Annotated in this window: 16 protein-coding genes; 5 read left to right on the top strand and 11 right to left on the bottom strand. The window is 70.6% G+C overall.

Going from position 1 to position 18,404, the window contains the following annotated elements; translation table 11 throughout:
* Positions 1–23: 23 nt before the first annotated feature.
* From AC07TY_RS17495 to AC07TY_RS17455, 9 genes are all read right to left on the bottom strand, one after another.
* Positions 24–2,369, bottom strand: a complete 2,346-nt coding sequence (locus tag AC07TY_RS17495; protein WP_494786150.1) for an FUSC family protein — start codon at positions 2,367–2,369, stop codon at positions 24–26.
* Positions 2,370–2,581: 212 nt separating this feature from the next.
* Positions 2,582–3,622 (bottom strand): LacI family DNA-binding transcriptional regulator, encoded by a 1,041-nt coding sequence (locus tag AC07TY_RS17490; protein ID WP_494786149.1) that lies wholly within the window; start codon positions 3,620–3,622, stop codon positions 2,582–2,584.
* 175 nt (positions 3,623–3,797) lie between these two features.
* Positions 3,798–5,036 (bottom strand): multiple monosaccharide ABC transporter permease, encoded by a 1,239-nt coding sequence (gene mmsB / locus AC07TY_RS17485; RefSeq protein ID WP_123507166.1) that lies wholly within the window; start codon positions 5,034–5,036, stop codon positions 3,798–3,800.
* Positions 5,020–6,573 carry a multiple monosaccharide ABC transporter ATP-binding protein gene (gene mmsA, locus AC07TY_RS17480; RefSeq protein WP_494786148.1) on the bottom strand — a complete coding sequence of 518 codons (1,554 nt, stop codon included), beginning with the start codon at positions 6,571–6,573 and terminating at the stop codon, positions 5,020–5,022. Before mmsA ends, mmsB begins: the two co-directional genes overlap by 17 nt.
* 78 nt (positions 6,574–6,651) lie before the next feature.
* Positions 6,652–7,776, bottom strand: coding sequence for a multiple monosaccharide ABC transporter substrate-binding protein (gene chvE / locus AC07TY_RS17475; RefSeq protein WP_123507164.1), 1,125 nt, complete (start codon positions 7,774–7,776; stop codon positions 6,652–6,654).
* A gap of 192 nt (positions 7,777–7,968) precedes the next feature.
* Positions 7,969–8,421, bottom strand: a complete 453-nt coding sequence (locus AC07TY_RS17470) for a DUF2510 domain-containing protein (protein WP_494786147.1) — start codon at positions 8,419–8,421, stop codon at positions 7,969–7,971.
* Between the two features lie 175 nt (positions 8,422–8,596).
* Complete coding sequence (locus tag AC07TY_RS17465) at positions 8,597–8,902, bottom strand: winged helix-turn-helix domain-containing protein (protein WP_488624257.1); 306 nt, start codon at positions 8,900–8,902, stop codon at positions 8,597–8,599.
* Positions 8,899–9,330, bottom strand: a complete 432-nt coding sequence (locus tag AC07TY_RS17460) for a chemotaxis protein CheY (protein ID WP_494786146.1) — start codon at positions 9,328–9,330, stop codon at positions 8,899–8,901. Before AC07TY_RS17460 ends, AC07TY_RS17465 begins: the two co-directional genes overlap by 4 nt.
* Before the next feature lie 141 nt (positions 9,331–9,471).
* Positions 9,472–9,894: a MarR family winged helix-turn-helix transcriptional regulator gene (locus tag AC07TY_RS17455; protein ID WP_494786145.1), complete on the bottom strand. Its 423-nt coding sequence runs from the start codon at positions 9,892–9,894 to the stop codon at positions 9,472–9,474.
* A 66-nt stretch (positions 9,895–9,960) separates the two neighbouring features.
* Here AC07TY_RS17455 and AC07TY_RS17450 point away from each other — a divergent pair, with 66 nt between their 5' ends.
* Both AC07TY_RS17450 and AC07TY_RS17445 read left to right on the top strand, forming a co-directional pair.
* A complete protein-coding gene (locus AC07TY_RS17450; protein ID WP_494786144.1) occupies positions 9,961–10,686 on the top strand; it encodes an alpha/beta fold hydrolase in 726 nt (241 codons plus the stop codon).
* A gap of 246 nt (positions 10,687–10,932) precedes the next feature.
* Positions 10,933–12,252 (top strand): FAD/NAD(P)-binding protein, encoded by a 1,320-nt coding sequence (locus AC07TY_RS17445; RefSeq protein WP_494786143.1) that lies wholly within the window; start codon positions 10,933–10,935, stop codon positions 12,250–12,252.
* Here the strand turns inward: AC07TY_RS17445 and AC07TY_RS17440 are convergent.
* Both AC07TY_RS17440 and AC07TY_RS17435 read right to left on the bottom strand, forming a co-directional pair.
* Positions 12,249–13,304: an LLM class flavin-dependent oxidoreductase gene (locus AC07TY_RS17440; protein WP_494786142.1), complete on the bottom strand. Its 1,056-nt coding sequence runs from the start codon at positions 13,302–13,304 to the stop codon at positions 12,249–12,251. The two genes, AC07TY_RS17445 and AC07TY_RS17440, sit on opposite strands and share 4 nt — an antisense overlap.
* A gap of 2 nt (positions 13,305–13,306) precedes the next feature.
* Positions 13,307–14,644, bottom strand: a complete 1,338-nt coding sequence (locus AC07TY_RS17435) for an O-acetylhomoserine aminocarboxypropyltransferase/cysteine synthase family protein (RefSeq protein WP_494786141.1) — start codon at positions 14,642–14,644, stop codon at positions 13,307–13,309.
* A 98-nt stretch (positions 14,645–14,742) separates the two neighbouring features.
* On the opposite strand from AC07TY_RS17435, the gene AC07TY_RS17430 reads away from it, so the two are divergent.
* From AC07TY_RS17430 to AC07TY_RS17420, 3 genes are all read left to right on the top strand, one after another.
* On the top strand, positions 14,743–15,447 hold the full coding sequence (locus AC07TY_RS17430; RefSeq protein WP_488624251.1) for an alpha/beta hydrolase: 705 nt from the start codon (positions 14,743–14,745) through the stop codon (positions 15,445–15,447).
* Positions 15,447–16,787: an LLM class flavin-dependent oxidoreductase gene (locus AC07TY_RS17425; protein WP_494786140.1), complete on the top strand. Its 1,341-nt coding sequence runs from the start codon at positions 15,447–15,449 to the stop codon at positions 16,785–16,787. The genes AC07TY_RS17430 and AC07TY_RS17425 overlap by 1 nt, the downstream gene beginning before the upstream one ends.
* A 65-nt stretch (positions 16,788–16,852) precedes the next feature.
* The gene (locus AC07TY_RS17420; RefSeq protein ID WP_494786139.1) at positions 16,853–18,403 is read left to right on the top strand and encodes an ABC transporter substrate-binding protein; all 1,551 of its coding nucleotides are present in this window, start codon (positions 16,853–16,855) and stop codon (positions 18,401–18,403) included.
* The last annotated feature ends 1 nt before the right edge of the window (position 18,404 follow it).

Genomic DNA, 18,404 nt, shown 5'->3' with positions numbered 1-18,404 from the left:
AGTTCGGGCGGGATCCTGCCGAATCAGCGGGTCGGGCGAACGTCGGCGGCGAGCGGCTCCTGCGCCGCCCCCAGCTCGGCCCCGCGCCCGCACAGCGACTGGTCGATCGCGTGGAGGTGGCGCGCGATGCCGATGAGCGAGCGGTGGCGGCGCGACCCGGTGAGGTCGGGGTGGTTCTCGAGCTGGTCGATCACGTCGCCGGCCGGGTGGAACACGATGTCGGCGATCCCTCCGTCGAGGGCACCGCGGAAGGTGTCGATGTCAGCCTGCACCGCCCGCATGGCCCGGTGGAGCGCTTCGCGGAGCCCCGCGGTGTCGGCGGCGCCGAGGGCTCCGTCGGCGCGTCTCATGAGGGCGCGGCCGTGGTACTCGCAGGCGCCGAGGATCACGAGCGTCCGCCGCGACCCCGACCGGTTCGAGACGCCGGCCCAGCCCTGCGTGATCGGCTTGCTCGTCGTCGTCAGCGCCACGTAGGCGTCGCGGAGGGCGCGGGCGTCGTCGGGTGCGGCGGCTGCGGCCCCCGCACGGGGAGTGGGGATCGCGAGCCGCTGCTCGGCGGTCCGGAGCGTCGCAGCCAGCTCGCCGAGGAACACCCGCGTCGCCGACCGCATGGCGTCGCGAGTGCTGTTGGGGAACACCACGTACGAGACCAGGATGCCGATCGCGGCCCCGGCCGCCGTCTCTTCGAGGCGGACCAGCAGGAGGTCGACGCTGAACTCGCCGAGCAGCCCGTACAGGAGCGCGAGCATCGTCGTGATGCCGAAGATCATCCACGCCGACGACACCTGCATGAAGTAGAAGCCGAGGAACAGCGACAGCAGGATCAGGATCAGGGAGACGACGAGGTTGCCGCCGACAAGCCCGGCGATCAGGACGCCGAGGACCACGCCGCCGAGCGTGCCCACCACGCGCTGCCAGCCCTTCGTGAGGATCTCGCCGCGCGTCGAGGTGCCGACGTAGACGACGAACGCCGCGATGACGGCCCAGAACCAGCGCGTCGACGAGAGCGCCGTGCCCGCCGCGATCGACAGTGCCGCCGCCAAGCCCACCTGCACGGCGGTCCGCGCCAGCTGGGGGAGCGCGGAGCGTCCTGTGGGCGGCCCAGCCGGAACCGCCGCGTCGTCGGGCCCGGGCGGAAGATCGCCGGGGGGATCGACGTCGGCCGGGTCGGCGTGGCTCGGCGCGGCGTCGCCGCCGCGCGCGACGATGCCCTGCCACGACGTGAAGCCGAAGCGCACGACGCGCGCGAGGGCCTCGAGCCGGTCGTCGCTGTCGGAGACCCCGCCGGGCGACACGTGCGCGCCGTGACCGCTGACGATCGGCGTCGCCGTCGTGTCGAGCGCGACAGCCGCGTCGGCGTCGGCCGCGGCTTCAGCGGGATGCGGCGGCGCGCTCTCGCGGCTGAGCTCCACGGGCGCGTGGACCGCCCGGCGCAGCTCGCGGAGCCGCCCCGAGAGCTGCTCGCGCTGCTCGTCGGTCATGCTCCCGTCGAGCAGCACGCGCCGCACGATGCTGTGCAGGCGCTCGAGCGTCAGCTGGAAGTCGAAGATGCGCACGCTGAGCTCGTCGTTCGCGAGCCCCTCGACGAGCGGGTGGTCGGCACTCGCCAGGGCCTGCTCGGCTCCGACGGCGGTCGAGCTCGAGGCCGCCAGGCGCGACGTCGCCGTGCGGTGCAGGCGCTCGTCGATGACGCCTTCGCGCACCCCGTCGTCGACGACGTCGAGCACTCGCCCCGCCCGGACTCCCAGCGCGCGGATCAGCCGTCGCAGGTCGCGGTCCGGGTGCTTCGGCCGCAGCAGCCAGCGGAGCGCGATCACGACGATGGCGGCGATGCTCACGGCGACCGCGACGACCGGGATCTCGGCCGGGGTCACGCGCGTGAAGATCGCGATGAAGTACGACATGAACGCGACCATGCCGATCGGCACGCCCCGCTGGCCGATGACGCGGGCGAACACCGCCGCCATGGCCACGGCGACGAACACGATGTCGGCCACCAGCGTGACGTCGTGCGTGAACGCCGCCAGGGTCACGGCGACCAGCGACGACGGGATCATCAGCAGGATCGACACCGCGCGCGGCTTCGGCCGGGTGTCGCGCACTGCGTTGCAGGCGAGCATCGTCAGGATCAGCCCGGGGATCGCCCCCGCGGCCGACAGCCCGGTCAGCGCCGCGAGCCCGAACAGGATGATCGCGACCACGATGAGGCAGGTGATCGTCGTGCCGGCGTGCCGCAGCCTCGACAGGTCGGGGTCGGACGTCGCGACTAACCGCACCGCCCGGCGCAGCGGACGCGTCACCGCGCGGCGCACCCTCGCCGACGACGACTCGCCGACCGGGATCGCCGTCGTCGCCGTGTCGACTGCCATGCGGACCTCCTGCCCCCAGGCTATTGCTCGACGGCGTCGCGCGCCGTGCCGGACGGCCTCCGGGGCAGGCGGGAGCCCGGCGCCGGGTGCGCCGGCGGCTTGCCCCCCTGTCGCGAGATGGCCCGCGTCGTCGCCCCCGCCCTCGTACGCCGACCGGCACGGCCATCTCGCGGTCTCGGCCGGTGCCGATCACGGCCGGCGACGGGGCGGGCTCAGCCGTTGCGCCCGACCGGATGAGTCCGGGGCGCGGTCGACGACGAGCGGGCCACGAGCGCCGGGATCGTCCGCTCGCGCTCCGAGGCCGGACCTCCCGCCAGGATCCCGACGAGGTCGTCCATCAGCTGACGCCCGAGCGCGTCGAAGTCCTGCCGCATCGTCGTGAGGGGAGGCGTGTAGTGGGCGGCCTCGGGGATGTCGTCGAAGCCGACCAGGGAGATGTCCTCGGGCACGCTGATGCCGGCGTCCTCGAACGCGTGGAGGAGGCCGAGCGCCATCTGATCGTTGGCGACGAACACCGCGGTGACGTCGCGGATGAGGGGGACGACGATCTTCCCCGCCTCGAACCCGCTCTGCGGAGTCCAGGCTCCGCAGACCACGTCGCGTGCGGTGAGGCCGTGGGCGGCGAGCTCGTCCCGCCAGCCGCGCGCGCGTTCGGTCGCGTCGAGGGAGTCCGGCGGTCCGCTGACGTGCAGGATCTCGCGATGGCCGAGCGCCACCAGATGGCCGACGGCGCGTCGAGCACCGTGGTACTGGTCGAGGGAGAGGCTGTGGAAGCCGGAGTGCCCGACCGGGTCGATCGAGACGAGGGGAACCGCGAGGTCGACTCCGGCGATGGCCTCGTAGGCGCTGGTGCGGACGGCGATCAGCACGATCGCCTCGACGTTCTGCCGCATCAGGAGGGCGAAGGCGGCCCGGACGGCCTCGGCGCTGGCGTCCGCGACGGAGGCGAGGGTCACGGCGTAGTTCGCGGCGTCGGCCGCGACGCTGAAGCCGTTGGCGATGCTCGCCGGCCCGAAGTCCGTCGCCCCGGTATTGATGACGCCGATGGTGCGCGAACGGCGGGTCACGAGGGCCCGGGCGGCGACCGAGGGGGTGTACTGGAGCTCCTCGATGGCCTTCTCGACCTTCTCCCGCGTCTTGTCCGCGACGTTGGGCATGTCGTTCAGGACCCGCGAGACGGTCTGGTACGAGACGCCCGCGAGTCGCGCGACATCGAGGATCGTCGCTGCTCGGGTGCTGCTGCCCGTGACCATGGCGTGCCCGTTCGATGAGGTGGATGGCGGCGGGGTGGGGGAGGCGCCGTGGCTCATTATCGCGCCAGCCGCTGGGGCGCCGAGCCAAGTCGGGGAGCCGTCGGGTACTGACGACGGAGGCCCGCGGGAATGATCCCGCGGGCCCCGCCGTCTGCTCGACGCTGCGTGTCGAGAGCTACTTGATCGAGCTGGCCGCGCGACGCTTGTTGAAGACGTCGAAGGCCACAGCCGCGAGCAGGACCAGGCCCTTGATGAGCGACTGGTACTCCGTGCCCACACCCAGGATCGACATTCCGTTGTTCAGGATGCCGATGATGAGACCGCCGACGATCGCCCCGGGGACGGTTCCGATGCCGCCGGTGACGGCGGCGCCACCGATGAAGACGGCCGCGATGGCGTCGAGCTCGAACCCGGTGCCAGCGCTGGGGCTGGCGAGGTTGAGCTGGCCGGTGAAGACCAGGCCGGCCAGAGCCGAGATGACGCCCATGTTGACGAACAGCAGGAAGGTCACGCGCTTGGTCTTGACGCCCGACAGGGACGCCGCCTGCAGGTTGCCGCCGATGGCGTAGGTGTGGCGGCCGAAGACCGAGTTGCGCATGACGGACGCGTAGATCACGACGAGCGCACCGAGGACCACCAGGACGATGGGCGTGCCGCTGTAGCTCGCGAGAAGAAAGGCCACGTAGACGACGAGCGCCACGGTGAAGGCCATCTTGACGATGAACCACGCGAAGGGCTCGTCCTCGAGCTCGTACTTGCGGCGGACCGCGCGCCCGCGGAACCCGCTGAGCACGATGGCGATAGCGGCCACGGCTCCGATGATCAGGGTCAGCGGCTCGTAGCCCGACGTGCCGAACGCCGGCAGGAATCCGGAGCCGAGGGCGCGGAACTGTGACGGGAACGGCGAGATCTGCTGGTTCTGGAGCGCGATCTGAGCCGCTCCACGGAATGCCAGCATGCCGGCCAGCGTCACGATGAACGCCGGTATCCCGAAGTAGGCCACCCAGAAGCCCTGCCAGGCTCCGACCAGAGCACCCAGGATCAGGCACAGGATGATCGCCACCCACCAGGGGAGGCCCCACTGCGTGATCATCACACCGGACATCGCGCCGATGAAGGCGACCACCGATCCGACCGACAGGTCGATGTGGCCGGCGATGATGATCATGACCATGCCGATGGCCAGGATGAGGATGTAGCTGTTCTGGATGACCAGGTTCGACACGTTGATCGGACGCAGCGTGATGCCGTTCGTCGCGATCTGGAAGAAGATCACGATCACCAGGAGGGCTATGAACAGGCCGATCTGGCGGAGCTGGCCCGCGAGATAGGTCGCTGCGGACCCGAGGGGTCCGGGCTGCTTGCCGGGCACGAGGTCCTGGCGGGGGTTCTTGAGGTCAGATGTCGCGCTCATTGACGGGGGCCTCTCGTTCTTGAGTCATGTATTTGAGCAGGTACTCGGGGGTCGCCTGGTCACGGGGGACGTCCGCCGTGATGCGCCCTTCCGAGAGCGTGTAGATGCGGTCGCAGATGCCGAGGAGCTCGGGCAGCTCGGAGGAGATGACGATGACGCCCTTCCCCTGGTCGGCGAGCGCGTTGATGATCGTGTAGATCTCGTACTTCGCACCGACGTCGATGCCGCGGGTCGGCTCGTCGAGGATGAGGACCTCCGGGTCGGAGTACATCCACTTCGACAGGACGACCTTCTGCTGGTTGCCGCCGGAGAGCTTTCCCGTGAGCACCGAGACGTTCGGAGCCTTGATGTTCATGCTCTTGCGGTAGCCCTCGGCGACGGTCGTCTCTTTCGACGCGTCGACGAATCCGAGGTGCTCGAGCTTGCCGAGCGCGGCGCCGGAGACGTTGCGTTTGATGTCGTCGATGAGGTTGAGGCCGTAGCGCTTGCGGTCCTCGGTCGCGTAGGCGAGACCGTTCTTGATCGCGTTCGAGACGGTGTTGGTCTGAATCGGCACGCCGCGCTTGTAGATGGTTCCGGAGATGCGCGTCCCGTAGCTGTGACCGAAGACGCTCATCGCCAGCTCGGTGCGGCCGGCGCCCATGAGCCCGGCGATGCCCACGATCTCGCCGGCTTTCACGCTGAGATTGGCCTGGTGGACGATCTCGCGGGAGGCGTCGAGGGGGTGGTGGACGGTCCAGTCCTCGATCCGGAGGAGCTCCTCGCCGATCGTGGACTCGTGCTCGGGGTAGCGGCTCTCGAGGTCGCGCCCCACCATCGCCTTGATGATCCGGTCTTCCGACACCTCGTCGGCGTGCATGTCGAGCGTCTCGATGGTCTTGCCGTCGCGGATGATCGTGACCTTGTCGGCGATCGCCTTGATCTCGTTCAGCTTGTGGCTGATGATGATCGACGTGATGCCCTGGCTCTGCAGGCTCTTGATGAGGTCGAGCAGGTGCGCCGAGTCGTCGTCGTTCAGAGCCGCGGTCGGCTCATCCAGGATCAGGATCTTGACCTTCTTGGAGAGGGCCTTGGCGATCTCGACGAGCTGCTGCTTGCCGACCCCGATGTCCACGATCTTGGTGACCGGGTTGTCGCGGAGACCGACCCGGGCGAGCAGCTTGGCGGCCTCGAGGTTGGTGTCGTTCCAGTTGATGAAGCCGCGCTTCGAGCGCTCGTTGCCCAGGAAGATGTTCTCGGCGATCGACAGGAACGGGCTGAGCGCCAGCTCCTGGTGGATGATCACGACGCCGGCCGCCTCGGAGTCGTTGATGTTCTTGAATTCGACCGGCTGGCCGTCGAGAAGGATCTGCCCGTCGAACGTGCTCGCGGGGTAGACGCCGGAGAGCACCTTCATGAGCGTCGACTTGCCGGCGCCGTTCTCGCCGCAGATCGCGTGGACCTGCCCGCGCTCGACTTCCAGCGTGACGTCTTGCAGGGCCTTCACCCCGGGGAACGTCTTGGTGATGTCACGCATCTCGAGGATGGTGTTGGACACAGTGGGTCCTTACTTCCGTGGATGGTCGGGAAAAGGGGGCGGCGGCCCGCTGGGGCCGCCGCCGCGATGGTGCCGGTGCTACTTGAGGTCGGCTGCCGTGTAGTAGCCGCTGTCGATCAGGACCTTCTTGTAGTTGTCCTTGGTGACGACGGTCGGCTGGAACAGGTAGGTCGGGACGACCTTGACCTTGTTGTTGTAGCTCTTCGTGTCGTTGACCTCGGGCTTCTTGCCGTTGAGCAGGTCGTCGGCCATCGTGACGGACTCGGTCGCCAGCTGGCGGGTGTCCTTGTAGATGGTGGAGTACTGCTCGCCCGCGATGATCGACTTGACCGACGCCGCTTCGGCGTCCTGTCCGGTGATGGTCGGGAGCGGCTTCGACGAGGTGCCGTAGCCGGCACCCTGGAGAGCGGAGATGATGCCGATCGACATGCCGTCGTAGGGCGAGAGGACGCCGTCGACGTTCTTGCCGGCCGAGTACGACTTGGCGATCAGGTTCTGCATGCGGGCCTTGGCCGTAGCCGGGTCCCACTGCAGCGTCGCGGCCTGCGTGAAGCCGGTCTGTCCCGAGCCCACGACGAGCGTGCCGTCGGCGATGTAGGGCTTGAGGGTCGCCATGGCGCCGTTGAAGAAGAAGGTGGCGTTGTTGTCGTCGGGGCTTCCGGCGAAGAGCTCGATGTTGAGGCCCTTCTTCGATCCCGTCTTCTTGCCGTCGGCGTCGAGGACGCCGAGGCCCGTGAGCAGGCTGGTGGCCTGGTCGACGCCGACCTTGTAGTTGTCGAACGACACGTAGTAGTCGACGTTCTTCGAGCCGGTGAGGAGGCGGTCGTACGAGATGACCTTGATGCCGGCCTTGGCGGCGGCGTCGAGCTGGTCGCTGAGCGACCCGCCGTCGATCGAGGCGACGATGAGGACCTTCGCGCCCTTGGTGATCATGTTGCTGACCTGCTGGGCCTGCGTCGGGATCTTGTTGTCGGCGTACTCGAGGTCGACCTTGTAGCCCTTCTTCTCGAGGTCGCTCTTGACGGCGTTGCCGTCCTTGATCCAGCGCTCCGACACCTTGGTCGGCATCGCGACGCCGACGAGGGCGCCCTTGTTGCTGCCGGCGTCGTCGCTCGAGCCGCCAGCGCGGCCTCCCGAGCAGGCCGCGAGGCTGAAGGCGAGGCCGATGGCTGCTGCGCCGACGAAGAACTTCTTTGTCTTCATGGTGTTCCTTTTTCGTGTGGTGATCGTGAGGTGCAAAGGCTCGGAGCGTCGATGTGGACTCCGATGTCTTCTGGCGTTTCGAGAGTGTGAACGTTCACAATCCGGGGTCAATACTAGGCATCGCTCAGCGAATCGCAAGCTAGGACTGTCTCGTTTCGGTAACGGGCCTTCTCGGCGAGGCGCTGAGGCGGGCTACGCGGGATGGCGGGCGGCCCGGATGGCTGATCCCAGGGCGTCGAGGAAGACCTGCCAGTCTGCGGTGCTGGTCTTGGAGCTCCGCCGCAGGCTCGTCTCCGAGAAGAAGCTCGGCCGTGACCTCGGGCGCGCTCCGGCCAGGGTCACGTCGAACGCGTCGCCGTTCCGCGAGACCACTAGGCCGTCGACCTCGCGCAGATCGATCTCCTGAAGGGCCGGCCGATCCGGCCTCTGCCGGTAGCGCAGGATCCACCCGTCGAGCTCGGCCACGCCCGTCGTCCCGCGCACGGCGAGGGGCCCCGTCGGTGCTGGCGGCTCGTCGCCGGTGCGCGTCCGCTCGGTCCAGGCGTCGCCGTCCCACCAGCGGAGCCGTCCGGGATCCTCGTCGGGGTACCAGCCCGCGGGCGTCTTCGGAGCGGGACGATCGAGTCCGGACGAATTCGCGCTCATGCCCGGAGAGTCCTCATGCCCGGAGAGTCTAGGGCGGGAGTGCCGGTGGTGCACCCGCTGCGGGCCGGTCGCGGCCCGCCGCGAGGTGGCCCGCGTCGTCGCTGCCGCCCCGGCGCGCCGACCGGCACGGCCATCTCGCGGCGGGGGCGCCCCGCTCGGGCGGGGCCGAGCGGGCTCAGCCCTCGCCGGCGATCTCCCGGAGCGCGTCGAGGTGCCCCCGCCAGGCCGCGCGGCCGGCACGCGTCAGCGAGAGCGTCGTGCGCGGCGTCTTGCCGACGAACCCCTTGCCGACGGCGAGGAACCCCGCCGCCTCGAGCAGCGACACCTGCTTGCTCAGTGCGGAGTCGGTGATCTCGACGGCGTCGCGCACCTCGCCGAAGCTGAGCTTCTCGGCCCGGTCGAGGGCCGCGACGATCGAGAAGCGCACGGGATTCAGGAGGGGGTCGGCCAGGCGGTGGCGGGGATGCTCGGTCATGGTCATAGCCGGGCCTCGACGGCGGCGCACACGAGCGTCACGAGAAGGACAAGCCCCGATGTCGTGCCGGCCCACGCGACCGATCCGTGCGCGAGGGCGACGGCGGCGATCGCGCCCGCGTAGGCGGTCGACCAGCACGCCATGTAGACGGTCCAGCGCCGGCTCCACGCGAAGGCGCGGCGGCCCTGCGTCGTCACGAGGAAGAACAGCAGCAGCGCGAAGGTCACGGCGAGCGTCCCGACGTAGACGAGGCCGAACGCGCGACCCTCGGTGAGGGTCATGGCGGCTGTGCCGAACGACGTGGTCGAGCCGAGCCCGAGCAGGAAGGCGATGTAGGGCCAGCGCACGGCGTCGTGCGCGCGCCGGCTCAGCGAGTCGGCGTGGCTGAGCAGGCGGCGAGCCGCGGCGGGGGTGATGTCGGTTCGGTCGGTCATGGTGTCCCCTTTCGTCGACTCGAGCCTCTCACGGACTTGCCAATCCGGCAAGTACTTTCCCTCAGTCGAAGCGGGGTGTGTGCCGAGCGCCGGGCCGCGCGGGAGCGCCCGGCCTGCCACGCCGCAGCCGCGCCCCCGGGATCACGGCCGGGACGCACCGCCCGTCAGCCTCGCCAGGAGCTCGAGCAGCACGGCGCGCTCCGTCTCGACGAGGGGCGCGAACAGCTCGGGCAGGACGCGGGCGGTGACGGCGCGCCCGTCGGCGAGCATGCGGCGGCCGGCGTCGGTGAGACGGTGCTCGAGGCGACGCCCGACGCCGGGGGAGCGCTCGACCCAGCCCGCCGCGACGAGCCGGGTGCCGAGGGTGCCGAACGCCTGGTCGCTCTGGAACGTCGTCACCGCCAGGTCGTGCGCGGATGCCGCCGGGGCGGCGTCGATGGCACGGAGGGCGTCCCACTGCACGAGGGTGACACCGATGGCGCGGAGGGCGGAGTCCATGGCGCGGTGGTCGCGGTCCTGGGCGCGCTTGATGGCGAGTCCGAGGAGATCGAGCTTGACAGGCATGACGTCAGCGTATCAGGATGTTGATATCAACATGTTTACAATTGGCATCCGGCGTCAGGAGACCCCATGAGCAGCACCCGCACCGCCCTCGTCCTTCACGGCGGCGGAGGCCCCGCCACGATGACCCCGATCGTCGCCTCCCTCGGCGAGGGGTTCTCCGTCGACGCGCCGGTGCACCCGGGGTGGGAGGGCACGCCGAGCGTCCCGGGCGACACGATCGCCGCACTCGCCGGCCGCTACCTCGCCGAGCTGCGGGATCGCGGCGTGCGCGACGCCGTCGTGGTCGGCTCGTCGATCGGCGGCTGGATCGCGGCCGAGGTCGCCGTGCAGGACGGAGCCGTGCCCGAGGCCGAGCGGGTCGTCGGCCGGCTCGTGCTGATCGACTCGGTGGGCGTCGACGTCGCGGGGGAGCCCGCGCGCGACGTCTCGGGCCTCGACGCCCGCGGGCTCGCCGAGCTCGCCTGGGCCGACCCCGACCGCGGCTACGTCGATCCGGCGACGCGAACGCCCGAGCAGCTCGCCGCGACCCGCGGCAACATGGTCTCGCTGCAGGCGTACTCCGGCGGCCCGGCGATGCGCGACTCGACCCTGCTCGTGCGGCTCGGCGGCGTCGCGGCCGACACCCTCGTCCTCTGGGGCGAGGCCGACCGCATCGTCACGCCGGCCTACGGGCGAGCGCTGGCGAGTGCGATCCCCGGCGCCCGGTTCGAGGTCGTCGCAGACGCGGGGCACCTGCCGCACCTGGAGCAGCCGGCCGCGACGCTCGGCCTGGTGCGCGGCTTCGTCGGCTGAGGCCGGGCTCTGCCGGTCCGCGAGATGGCCGTGCCCGTCGGGTAGCCCTCGCGAGATGGCCGTGCCCGTCGGCACGACGCGGCGCGGTCGACGACGAGGGCCATCTCGCGGAGTCGGAGTCGGAGTCGGAGGCCGAGGCGGACGCGGAGTCGGAGTCGGAGGCCGAGGCGGACGCGGAGTCGGAGTCGGAGGCCGAGGCGGAGCCGCGTGCGGGCCGCTCGCGGCCGCCGTCGCTACGGTGAACCCATGACGTCCCAGCCCTCCTCCGTGATCATCGTCGGAGGCGGCGCCTCGGCCGTCTTCGCCACCGTCGCCCTGCGCGAGCGGGCCGTCGCGGACGGCGTGGAGCCGCCCCGCATCACGGTCGTCGGCCGCGAGGAGGTCGTGGGGCGCGGCCTCGCCTACGGGCGCGCCGACGCGCACCACCGGCTGAACAGCCCGGCCGGCAAGATGAGCCTCACGGCGTCCGACGCCGACGGCTTCCTCCGCCACCTCGACGAGACCGGATGGCGCGACGTCGACGGGTCGTCCGCGACTCCGGGCGCGTTCGTCCCCCGGCAGGTCTTCGGCGACTACGTCGAGGCGGCCTTCCGCGCGCTGGTCGACGACCCGGCCTCGGGCGTGGCCTTCGAGCAGGGTGAGGTCGCCGACGTCGACGACTCGGGCACGGGCCCCGTCGTGACGCTCGCCGACGGCACGGCGCTCGCCGCGGACGCCGTCGTGCTCGCACTCGGCAATCCCGCGCCCGGGCGCGTCCCGACCGGTGCAGCCCGTGCGATCGACGACCCGTGGGCCGTCGGGGCGCTCGACGGCATCGACGCCTCCGACCATGTGCTGCTGATCGGCACAGGCCTCACCATGATCGACGTCGCGACCTCGCTGGCTCGGCGCCTGCCGGGCATCCGGATGACCGCGACGAGCCGGCACCTGCTCCTCCCGGCGGTGCACCCGAGCGTCCCGGCCGCTCCCGGCCCGGGCCTCGGCGACGGCCTCTCGACCCTCGGCGGCATGATGTCGGCCTTCTCGGCGCGGCTGCACCGGGCCGAGGCGGAGGGGACCCCGTGGCAGGCCGTCGTCGACGGCATGCGCCCGCAGACCCAGGCGCTGTGGCTGGCGCTCGACCAGGCCGACCGCGAGCGGTTCCTCGCCCACGGGGCGCGGCGCTGGGACGTCCACCGCCACCGCATGGCGCAGGCCGTGTGGGCCGAGCTGTCGGGCCTGCTCGACGCCCAGACCCTGACCATCGCCGCCGATGTCAACACGTCGGGATTCGACGTGGCCGTCAACTGCACCGGCCCCGCCTCCGTCGCATCACGCGGCTGGAGCCCCCTCGTCGACCGGCTGCTCGACCGCGGCCTGGTGGCCGGCGACCCCACGGGCCTCGGCTTCGACGCCGACCCCGACGGTGCCCTGCTCGGTGCCGACGGCCTGGCCTCAGGGCGGCTGTTCGGCATCGGCGCCTCGCTCAAGGGCGCGCTGTGGGAGACCGTGGCGATCGGCGAGGTGCGGCTGATGGCGTCGAAGATCGCCGCGCGGCTGGGAGTTCCTGCGACCGCCGTCGCCTAACGGAACTGCAGGGCAGGAACCAGCGGGAACACGTCGCGCGCGATCCGCTCGAGCTCCTCGTGAAGCGGCGACGACTGGATCAGCAGGAGCGTGAGCCCGGCGTCCTGGTACTCGCGGATGCGCCCGGCGACCTGCTCGGGCGTGCCCACCAGATTCGGACGGAGCCCTCGGGTGCCGACGGAGTACTCGCGCTTCGAGAGCTCGACGTCGAGGTTCGAGTGGGCGCGGAACTCCTCGAACGACGCGTACCCGGGGGAGTCGGGGTCGACCGTCGTGATCCTCTCCAGCTCGAGCTGCGCCTCGGCCTCGGTGTCGCGGACGATGACGTAGGCGGCCATGCCGAACTCGCGGAACGGCTCGCCGTGCAGGCGGAGGCGGCGCTCGTTCATGTCGGCGACCTTGGCGCGCACCTCGTCGACGGTGCCGCCGTGGAGAACGTACGAGTCGGCGAACCCGGCGATGGCCTCGCGGCCGGCGTCGCTCTCGCCGCCGGCGAAGATCGCGGGGAGCACCTCGGGCTTGGGCGACAGGATGGCGTCGGCCACGCTGTAGAAGTCGCCTGCCCGCGTGAAGCGCTCCTCGGTCCACATCCCGCGCAGGATCTCGACGAACTCCGTCGCCTGGTCGTAGCGGCGGTCATGCGTGGTGAAGACCCCGCCGTACTGCTTCGCCTCCTCCGCCCACCAGGCGGCGACGACGTTGAGGGCGAACCGGGAGGCGGCGTCCGGGCCGAGCCCGGCGATGTCGGTGATCGTCGCGGTCGCCTTCGCGATGACGCCCGGGTAGTGGAAACCGGGCCTCACGGCGGTCATCACCCGGAGCCGCTCGGTGACGGCTAGGATCGCCGTGGACAGCGACCAGGCTTCGAGCGACGGGGCGTCGATGCCCTTGCGGTCGTTGAGGTACAGCTCGGGCACGAGCGTCGTGTGGAAGCCGAGGCGGTCGGCCTGGGTAGAGATCCGCTTGATGTAGTCCCAGGCGGCGGGCATGCCCTCGTCGCCGACGTTGCGGAGGAAGCCGCCGTAGACCGGTGTCCAGTAGCCGAAGTGCACGGTCAGATCGCCTCCGTCGCGAGCGCGTCCGCGGGGATGACGGCGGTGAGCGAGCTGTCGAGATCGGCGATCAGGTCGCGGACGTCCTCGAGGCCGATCGAGAGGCGGATCGTGGCCCGCGAGAATCCGGCCTCCTCGAGCTGCTGCGGCTTCAGGTGGCTGTGCGTCGTGGTCGCCGGCTGGATGACGAGGCTCCGGACGTCGCCGATGTTGGCGACGAGCGAGAAGACCTCGAGCGAGTCGATCACCCGGGCGACCGCGCTCTCGCCCGCAGCGAGGTCGAACGAGAAGACGGCGCCGGCGCCGTCGGGAAGGTACCGCCGGGCGAGCTCGTGGTATGGGCTCGAGGCGAGGCCCGGGTGGTTGACCCTCGACACGGCGGGATGCGCGCTCAGGAACTCCGCGACCGCCAGCGCGCTCTGCGTCTGCCGGGCGACCCGCAGCTCGAGGGTCTCGACCCCCTGCAAGATCTGGAAGCTGTTGAACGGCGACAGCGACGGCCCCAGGTCGTGCACCCACTTCGTCTTCGCGTAGACCAGGAAGGCGCTGCCCTCACGGCCGAACCGCTCCCACAGCACGACGCCGCCGACCCGCTTGTACGGCCGGGTGAACTGCGGCCACTTCTCGGGCTCGGCGCCGAAGTCGAAGGTGCCGAGGTCGACGATGACGCCCGCGAGAGACGAGCCGTGACCGCCCAGGAACTTCGTGGCCGAGTGCACCACGAAGTCCGCCCCGAACTCCTTCGGCCGCTGCAGCACCGGGGTCGCCAGCGTCGAGTCGATGACGAGAGGCACCCCGGCCTCGTGCGCGATCGCCGCCACCTCGGCCATCGGGAGCACCGTGGCGGTCGGGTTGCCGATCCCCTCGGCGAAGAACGCGCGCGTCGTCGGGCGCACGGCGGCGCGCCAGGCGTCGAGGTCGTCTTGATCGACGAGGGTGACCTCGATGCCGAAGTCGGCGAAGGCGTCGGTGAGGAGGTCGATCGTGCCGCCGTAGAGCTGGGCGGGCGCGACGACGTGCTGCCCGGTGCGGACCAGCGACAGCAGCGTGATGGCGACCGCCGCCTGCCCGGACGCGGTCCCGAGCGCCGCGACGCCGCCCTCGAGGGCGGCGAGCCGACGCTCGAAGACCGACTGCGTCGGGTTGCCGTTGCGGCTGTACAGGTTGCCCGTCTTCTCGAGGGCGAAGATCGCCTGAGCGCTCGCCAGGTCGTCGAACTCGTAGGCCGCCGTCTGGTAGATCGGCGTCGCGACGGTGTTCTGCGCCACCGGCGGCAGAACGCCTCCGTGGATCTGCGTCGTGGCGGTGCGGGGCTTGGGGGACTCGGCTGATGAACTCACCTTTCGAGTCTGCCGAAGAGGCCTGACTCGCGACGTAACACACTGTCGAACGACGTCACGAACTGGTTCGTTCGGCTGATCCGCACGAGCATCGGACCATGCCCACATCAACCACCACCGCCCGAATCGAAGCCCTGCCAGTGGCAGCGGCCCGAGGAACCGCGGTCGTCTTCGGCGGCCGCGGCGAGACCCCCGAGGTCTATCGCCGGCTCGCCGACCGGCTCGCCGCCGACGGCTACCGGGTGGTCGCGTTCGGCGCTGTCGAGCCCGGGACCGTCGAGGCCGCAGGAGCCGAGCTCGACCGCACCGAGGCCGGGCCGCGCATCGTCGTCGCCTCCGACTCGGGCGTGGCCGCCGCCTGGCGTGCCGTGGCCGACGGCGACCTGGTCGTGGACGGTCTCGTCGTCGCCGGAGCGCTGACCGCCTCGGGCTCGCACGACGTCGGGGGCGATGCCGAGATCGCGGAGCGGACCGCATGCCCGGTGCACCGCGGCCGCCTCGGCACCGACGGCGTCCTCGAGAGGGGTGCCCTGGCGAGCCACGGCGCCGCCGACGAGGTGGATGCGGCGCTGGCCGGGCGAGTTCCTGCGCCCGTGCTCGCCTTCCACGGCGAGGTCGACGGCGTGAGCGACATCGATGCGGCTGTGGCGGTCTACCGGGCCCTGCCCGACGTGCGCGCGTTCGGCCTCGAGGGCGGACTGCACGACGTCTTGAACGACCTCTCTCACCGGTCGGTGGCTGCGCAGATCGTGCAGTTCGCCGAGCGGCTGCGCACCCCCGACCACGGACTCAGGAGCATCTGATGACCGATTCGACGAAGCTTCACCTCGGCGTCATCCTCACCGGCGCCGGCGGCCCCGGTCACCCCAAGACGTGGCTCGACGACGATCTGCCGCTCGACTCCAGCGTCGACGTCGACTGGTACATCGAGTACGCGCGTCTGGCCGAGCGGGCGAAGTTCGACCTGGTCTTCATCGTCGACAGCCAGTTCATCACGCCCGACTCCCCGCCCCACTACCTCAACCGACTGGAGCCGCTGACACTGCTCTCGGCGCTCGCCGTCACGACGTCGCACATCGGACTCGTCGGCACCGCGACGACCTCCTACAACGACCCGTACAACCTCGCCCGTCGCTTCGCGTCGCTCGACCTCATCAGCCGAGGTCGTGCCGGATGGAACGTCGTCACCTCGGGCGACGCGGGCACCGCCGGCAACTACGGTCGCGACGAGCACTACGACTACGACACGCGCTACGGGCGGGCGCGGGAGTCCGTCGAGGTGATCCGCGGGCTCTGGGACTCGTACGAAGACGACGCCTTCCCGCGCGACCGAGCCTCGGGCGTCTTCCTCGACCCCTCGAAGCAGCACAGGCTCGACCACCGCGGCGAGCACTTCTCCGTCGTCGGGCCGTTGAACATCGAGCGCAGCCCGCAGGGTCAGCCCGTCGTCTTCCAGGCCGGCGACTCGGAGCAGGGCCGCGATCTGGGCGCGACGATCGGCGAGGGCATCTTCACCCACGCCTCCTCGCTCGAGCAGGCCAGGGCCTTCCGCGACGACATCCGGAGCCGGGCCGTCGAGAAGGGCCGCGACCCCGATTCGGTGAAGATCCTGCCCGGCATCAGCGTCTACCTCGGCGACACCGACGCGGACGCCCGGCGCATCGAGCGCGAGTACCAGGCCACCGAGTACGACTTCGACCGGGCGGTGAAAGAACTGGGTCGGCCGTTCGGCTGGCACGACTTCTCGCAGTACGACGCCGACGCGGCGTTCCCGGACGTCCGCGCCGTCGCCGCGCTCAGCTTCAAGACGCAGGCGGACCGAATCACCGAGACGGCCCTCTCGGAGGGCCTCACGCTGCGTCAGGTCGTCGAGCGCGTCTCGGCGCCCAGGCCCGGGGTGTTCGTCGGATCCTCCGAGACCGTCGCCGATCTGCTCGTCGAGTGGTTCGAGGGCGGCGGCACCGACGGCTACAACCTCCACGTCGACCACCCCTCGCAGTTCCGGCGCTTCGTCGCCGAGGTGGTGCCGCTGCTGCAGGAGCGAGGCGTGTTCCGCCGCGACTACGAGTCGACCACGCTCCGCGGCAACCTCGGCATCCCGGTGCCCCGGAACCGCTACTCCGGAGCTCTCGTCGACGCCTGACCCGCCGCTTCCCGACCTCACCTCGCTTCTCGCTCCTTCACGACCGAACCCCCAGGAGAACACCCGTGACACCACCGATTCTCGACCACGTCGTCGGCCGCAGGACCCTGCTGACGACGGGAGCCGCCTCACTCGCCCTGGTGCTGGCCGGCTGCTCGACGACGTCGACCGGAACCGGCGCGTCGACTGCCGCCGGAGCGGCGACCGGCACGCTCAGCTGGGCCTCGTCGTACGCCCCGTCGAGCTGGGACCCGGTGGTCAACGGCAGCGGGGCGGCGTTCCGCATCACCGCGCTCGCCTACGCGTCGCTCACCAACACCGACGAGGACGGCAAGGCGGCGCCCGGGCTCGCCGAGAGCTGGACCTACAACGACGCGGGCACGAAGGTCACCTTCCACCTGCGTCCGGGACTCACGTTCGCCGACGGGACCGCCCTCGACTCGACCGCAGTGAAGAAGTACATCGAGCGTGCCCAGACGCAGGAGAACTCGTCGCTGGTCGGCGAGGGCATCTCGGTGATCGAGTCGGTGGAGACGCCGAGCGCCACCGACGTCAGGCTGAACCTGAGCCAGCCCGACTTCCAGCTGCCGCTCGTGCTCGCCCAGCGGGTGGGGCAGATCACCAACCCGAGCAGGTCGGCGGCCGAGCTCAACGAGAAGCCCGACGGGGCGGGGCCGTTCACCCCTGTCACGATCGTCGCAGGATCGAAGGCGACGTTCGTCAAGAACCCGGACTACTGGGACGCCGACAACATCCATATCGCGAACGTCACGGTGTCGTTCGGCGCCGACGCGTCCAGCATCGTCTCCGGCCTGCAGAGCGGGGTCTACAACTTCTCCGACCTGACGCCGAGCCAGGTCAAGGCGGCGAAGGCCGCCGATCTCGACGTGGTGCTGCAGCCGGGCTTCAACGCCAACAACCTCAGCGTCAACACGACGATCGCCCCGTTCGACAAGCCGGAGGTGCTCCAGGCGCTCAACTACGCCATCGACCGCGAGGCGATCGTCAAGCAGATCGACTTCGGCTACGGGACGGCTGCCACGGAGCCCTTCCCGAAGGGGTACATCGCCTACGACCCGTCGTCGGCGGCGCGCTACGCGTACGACCCGACGAAGGCCAGGCAGCTGCTCGCCGACGCGGGCTACGCCGACGGCCTCGAGGTCGAGTTCGTCGTCTCGGCCGACACCCCGACGAACGAGCTCATCCAGGCGCAGCTGAAGAAGGTGGGCATCACGGCCGCCCTCAAGGTCGACACGAACTGGGCCGCCTCGTTCTTCGCCAAGAAGCTCGCCCTGACCACCTACGGGACGACCGGCCGCGACTCGCCGATCCAGACCCTGCAGGCCCACTTCGGACCAGCAGGCGCGCTCAACTCCGCCGGCACCGAGCCCGGCAGCGCCTTCGACGAGGCCGTCGCCACCGCCCTCGCCACGCCGCTCGACTCGGACGACTACGAGAAGAACATCCAGGCCGCGACCGCGGCCGGTCTCGCCACGACCGGGCTGATCTTCACGGACAGTCTGCCGAACATCCTCGTCAAGACGAAGGCGGTCTCGGACCTCCCGAGGATACCGGCGTACATCACCTGGACCGGCGTCACCATCACCGGACGCTGAC

Source organism: Frondihabitans sp. GW821-FHT04F02 (assembly GCF_059420045.1).
Note: the sequence above shows the minus strand (reverse complement) of the source record. Positions and strands in the feature narration are given on the sequence as shown.